Origin of the sequence: Kitasatospora sp. NPDC091257 (assembly GCF_044757675.1) — a bacterium.
GTDB lineage: Bacteria > Actinomycetota > Actinomycetes > Streptomycetales > Streptomycetaceae > Kitasatospora > Kitasatospora lactacystinica.
Genome location: NZ_JBIVVI010000678.1, coordinates 1 through 5,049, shown reverse-complemented (window position 1 = coordinate 5,049; position 5,049 = coordinate 1). Strand labels below are relative to the sequence as shown.

The following is a 5,049-nucleotide window of genomic DNA, read 5'->3' as shown; positions in this document are numbered from 1 at the left end:
GGGGTGGCGGCGGGGCCTCACCCGTGTGCCGGATTGACAAGGGGCATTGCCGTACCGGCAAATAGCAGGCATGGCCGACGAAGACTTCGAGAACGTCCTCACCACGGTGGGCCCGCGGCTGCGGGCGCTGCGGCGGGAGCGCGGCACCACGCTCGCCAAACTGGCCGCCGTCACCGGCATCTCGCTCAGCACGCTGTCCCGGCTGGAGTCCGGGCAGCGCAAGCCGACGCTGGAGCTGCTGCTGCCGCTGGCCCGGGAGTACCGGGTGCCGCTGGACGAACTGGTCGGCGCTCCGGCCACCGGCGACCCGCGGATCCACCCGCGCCCGGTGACCAGGAACGGCCAGACCATCGTCCCGCTCACCCGCCACCTGGGCGGCCTGCACGCGTACAAGCACATCGTGCCGCCGGGCCGGAACGCCGGACCCGAGCTGGAGCTGAAGGTCCACGAGGGGTACGAGTGGCTGTACGTGCTGTCCGGACGGCTGCGGCTGGTCCTCGGCACCCACGACCTGGTGCTGACGGCCGGTGAGGCCGCCGAGTTCGACACCCGCACCCCGCACGCCTTCGGCAACGCGGGGCAGCAGCCGGTGGAGTTCCTCAGCCTGTTCGGGCCGCAGGGGGAGCGCATCCACGTCAGGGCGCGCCCGGGAACCTCTGTTCGGTAGGTTCGTTCCTGACAGGGGGTCTTCCTACCGGCTCCCGCCAGGCCATCGGGAGGGGCCGAGGAAATGACTGTGCAGCAGAGCGCGGAGTCCGGCGAGAGCGGCGGAGCCGGGGAGCGTGCGGAGGCCGGGGACGGCCGGGCGGAGCCGGGGACGGACAGCGCGGTGGCGGAGGGTGCGGACGCGGGCGCCGGTGCTCCCGGCGGGATCGGCGCACCCGGGAGCGCGGGTGCTCCCGGGGCGGCCGACGAGGAGGCCGAGCGCCCCCGGAAGAAGCGCCCGTTCTGGCAGGAGCTGCCGATCCTGCTGGTGGTCGCGCTGCTGCTCTCGCTCGGCATCAAGACCTTCTTCGTACAGGCCTTCTCCATCCCCTCCGGTTCGATGGAGCAGACCCTCGCGATCGGCGACCGGGTGCTGGTCGACAAGTTCACCCCATGGTTCGGCGCCAAGCCCGAGCGTGGCGAGGTGGTGGTGTTCCGCGATCCGGGCGGCTGGCTGGAGGGCACGCCGACGGTCTCGGGCGACTCCGTGATGGGGACCGTCCAGAAGGCGCTCAGCACCGTCGGCCTGATGCCCTCGGCGGACGAGAAGGACCTGATCAAGCGGGTGATCGCGGTCGGCGGTGACACCGTCGAGTGCGAGGCGGGCTCGCCGCTGAGGGTGAACGGCGTGGCGCTGGACGAGCCGTACCTGTTCCCGGGTGCGACGCCCTGCGACAACGACCCGGTCGGCACCGTCACCGTGCCCAAGGACAAGCTGTGGGTGATGGGCGACCACCGCAACAACTCGCGGGACTCCCGGTGGCACCACAACGAGACCGGCGACGGCTTCGTGCCGGTGGACAACGTGGTCGGCCGGGCCTTCGTGGTCGCCTGGCCGTTGTCCGACTGGTCCACGCTGCCGGTCCCGGACACCTTCGACAAGGTGCCGGCCGGGGCGGCGGGCGCGGCCGGCGCGCCGTTCGAGACGCCGCCGGCGCCGGAGGCCGCCGCACTGGCCGGCATCGTGCCGCTCGCCCTGTGGCAGCGGCGGCGCTCGGCGCGGAAGGACCGCTGAGGCCGGCTCGCCTTCCCGGAACCCGGTCGACCGGCTTCGATCGGCTTCGACGGAACTCCTCCCACCGACATCTACACGCCTGTAGAGTTCAGGAGGTGAGCTGAACGCCCGGCCGCCGGCCGCCCCGAGCGGGGCGCCCGGCGGCCGGGTCCGGGTCGGGAGGCGGAGCCGTGATGGAGAATCAGTGCAGCCCCGGGGACGCCGGAGGTCCGGCGGGGCCGGAACCGGCGGGAACGGATCGGGCAGGACCGGAAACGGCGGCCCGGGACGTCCGCTGGGTCTACCAGCCGGTCGAGGTGGACCTCGGGGACGGTGGCTGGGCGCTCGGCCGGATCAGCGCGTGGTGGCAGGACGCGGCCGGGCAGCGCTGGTGCCGGCTGCGCATCGGCCGCGGCGGACAGCCCGCGCTCTGGCAGCCGTTCGACCCGGCGCGGGTGCTGCTGCTGCCGGTGTCCGGGCTCTGAGCAGGCCGGTCGGACATTCCGGTGGAACCGTTCGGCGGGCCCCGTCGTCCCTGGGATCGACCGCCGACAGGCCACTTAGCGACCGGGGACGACGTGACTTCGGAGATCTACTTCAGCAGCAACTACCGCGACCTGTGCGAGCAGCACGGCACCGGCGCGGGCTTCCAGTTCGAGTTCTCCTGCTACCGCTGCTCGGACACCTGGCGTTCGGCGTTCGAGCCGTTCCGGACCGGTCAGATGGCGGGCTGGATAGGCAAGGGCGTCAGCGCGGCCTGGAACCTCATCGGCGGCAACGCCAACACCATCAGCAACGCCGCCGACGGTCTGGCCGGCCAGACCTGGGGCACCTCGCGGGACGCGGCCTTCCAACGGGCCATCACCAACGCCCAGTCCCATTTCAACCGGTGCGCCCGGTGCACCCATTACGTCTGCGGCCGCTGCTTCGACCCGGCCCAGGGTCTGTGCCACACCTGTGCCCCGGACACCGCGGCCGAGGCGGTGGCGGCGCAGCACCGCGGCCTCAACGACACGGTCACCGAGCGCGCGTACAAGTCCGGTCAGCAGTCCGGGGCCGAGTTCGACGTCAACGCGCCGCGTCAGCTGGTCTGCCCGCAGTGCCACACCGAGACCCACGGCACGCCGTTCTGCCCCGGCTGCGGCTTCCGACTGGCGCAGCCCGTCCAGTGCCCGAGCTGCCACAAGGACGTCCCGGACGGCGCCGCGTTCTGTCCGTCCTGCGGGACGAGACGCTGACACCTCGTCCGCAGGACGGCGGGGCGCCCCCGGAGCGACGGGCCGGAGGCGCCCCGCCGTCGTGCGCGCGGGACGGACCGGCTCAGCCGTACGAGAGGTTGGCGCAGGGATCGTCGTCGGCCGAGCGGGCGGCGCCGCTGACGCTGGTGGGCAGCGGGGCCGGGGCGGTGGGGGCGCCGCCGGGGGCCGCGGTGGCGGGGCCGGCGGGGTTGGCGGCGGCGAAGTCGTGGCCGAGGACGACGCTGACGCCCCGGCCGCCGGGCTGCACGGTCGCGCCGGGGAACAGCTTGGCGACCGCCTCGGCGGCGGTGCGCTCGCCGGTGCCGTACTCGACGACGGTGGTGCTGCGCGGCTTGCCGACCGCGTTGCCGACGCCGGCGACGGTGTAGCCGGCGCCCTTGACGGTCTCCGCGGCCCGGCCGCCGAGCCCGGACTCGCCGGTGCTGTTGAGCACGGAGACCTTCACCTCGGCGGCCTTGGCGTCCGGGGCCTGGGTCGGCGCGGGCGCGGCCTCGGCGGCGGGTGGGGCGGAGGGGGTGGCGGCGTCGGCCGGGGCGCTCGCGTCCTGGCCGTCGATGGTGCGGTCGGCCTTGAGCGCGGCCCACAGCTGGTCCACGTCGGGGTGCACCAGGGCGACCCGCGGGCCCTCGTAGCGCCAGGGCACGGTGAGGAACTTGATGTCGTGCAGGTTCACGTCCTTGAGTTCCATGGCGAAGGAGAGCAGCTTGGCGGCCGAGCCGAGGCCGGGGTCGACGGTCAGTGACCTGGTGGCCGCGTCGGCCAGCGGCAGCAGCGTGGTCGGGTCCATGCCGCGGGACTTGACCTCCTTGATGAGGGAGGACATGAAGGCCTGCTGGCGCTTGGTGCGGCCGATGTCGGAGCCGTCGCCGATGCCGTGCCGGACCCGGACGTAGTCCAGCGCGGCCTGGCCCTCGACCTTCTGTTTGCCCTTGGGGAAGAGCAGCTTCCCCTTGTGGCCGAGGTTGGGGTTGAGGTCCCCCTCGTGGATGTCGTTCGGCAGGCAGACCTCGACGCCGCCGACCGCCTTGGTCATCGCGGCGAAGCCGTTGAAGTCGACCACGATGGTGTGGTCGACGCGCAGGTTGGTCAGCTTCTCGACGGCGTTCTGGGTGCAGGCCGGGTTGCCCTGGTCGCTGTCGCCGACCGAGAAGGCGCTGTTGAACATCACATTGGTCTGCTCCTTGGTCCACTTGCCGTTGGGGAGCTTGCACGACGGAATGGTGACCAGGGAGTCGCGGGGGATGGAGATGCCGACGGCGTGCTTGTGGTCGGCGTAGACGTGCAGCAGGATCGCCGTGTCCGAGCGGGCGCCGCCGTCCCCGCCGCCGCCCAGGTCGCTGTTGCCGTTGCCGCGGCTGTCCGAGCCGATCATCAGCACGTTGACCGGGGTGCGGCCCTGGGCGTCCGGGGTCGCGGCCTCCGGGCGGTCCTTGCTGAGCGCGTCGCCGTCGAAGGTGTTGATGTTGCTGTTCAGCCGGTAATAGAGGCCGGCGCCGCCGAGGACGGCGAGCGCGGTGCAGCCGGCGGTCGCCCAGAGCACCTTCTCCTTGGTGCTGCGCTTGGGCTTCTTGCGCGCCCGGGCCGCTGAACGGCCGTCCGATATGCTCGCGCTGTCCGGGTTCCGGTCGTTCTTCTGGCCGGTTCTCCGGCCGGTGGCCCGGCGTCCGCCCGCCCGGTGCGGCGAATTCTCGGCTTCGGGGGAACCCTTTCGGCCAGACACGTCGTCATCCTCCACAGTTGCCACGCGAGCCCCCGTCGAAAGCGGCGGGTTCGCGTGGCCCGGGGCCGGAGCCGATCCGGGCGTGACCCGTCGCTAAACTTTTACACCGCTGTAGAACTTCAGTGGAGCATACTAGGCGCGGATGGGAAAACCAGCTGGTCAGACCATGAGAAATTGGTCAGAGCGGCTGTTCCGCGCTGCTCCGGACCCGTACGAGGAGCACGATGACTGATCGGATAGCACGTTCGATAGCCGGCGCCCTGGTGGCCCTGCTGGCCGCCGCCGGCCTCACCGCCGCGGCCTCGGGCGCGGCGGCGGTCGCCGCACCCCGAACCGTCGCGGCCGCCGCCGCGCATCCGGGGGCCCCCGGG

Annotated in this window: 5 protein-coding genes; 4 read left to right on the top strand and 1 reads right to left on the bottom strand. The window is 72.6% G+C overall.

The window, feature by feature from the left end; genetic code table 11:
• Positions 1–70: 70 nt before the first annotated feature.
• The 4 genes from ACIQOV_RS27085 (at position 71) to ACIQOV_RS27070 (ending at position 2,937) form a co-directional block, all read left to right on the top strand.
• Positions 71–667, top strand: a complete 597-nt coding sequence (locus ACIQOV_RS27085) for an XRE family transcriptional regulator (RefSeq protein ID WP_359900727.1) — start codon at positions 71–73, stop codon at positions 665–667.
• A 63-nt stretch (positions 668–730) separates the two neighbouring features.
• Entirely contained in the window at positions 731–1,720 is a 990-nt protein-coding gene (gene lepB, locus ACIQOV_RS27080; protein ID WP_401052795.1) for a signal peptidase I, read from the top strand.
• A gap of 170 nt (positions 1,721–1,890) precedes the next feature.
• Positions 1,891–2,184 carry a hypothetical protein gene (locus ACIQOV_RS27075; RefSeq protein WP_401052792.1) on the top strand — a complete coding sequence of 98 codons (294 nt, stop codon included), beginning with the start codon at positions 1,891–1,893 and terminating at the stop codon, positions 2,182–2,184.
• Between the two features lie 93 nt (positions 2,185–2,277).
• Positions 2,278–2,937 (top strand): zinc ribbon domain-containing protein, encoded by a 660-nt coding sequence (locus ACIQOV_RS27070; RefSeq protein ID WP_401052789.1) that lies wholly within the window; start codon positions 2,278–2,280, stop codon positions 2,935–2,937.
• 82 nt (positions 2,938–3,019) lie between these two features.
• On the opposite strand, the gene ACIQOV_RS27065 is transcribed toward ACIQOV_RS27070, so the two are convergent.
• A complete protein-coding gene (locus tag ACIQOV_RS27065; protein WP_401052786.1) occupies positions 3,020–4,678 on the bottom strand; it encodes an LCP family protein in 1,659 nt (552 codons plus the stop codon).
• Positions 4,679–5,049: the final 371 nt, after the last annotated feature.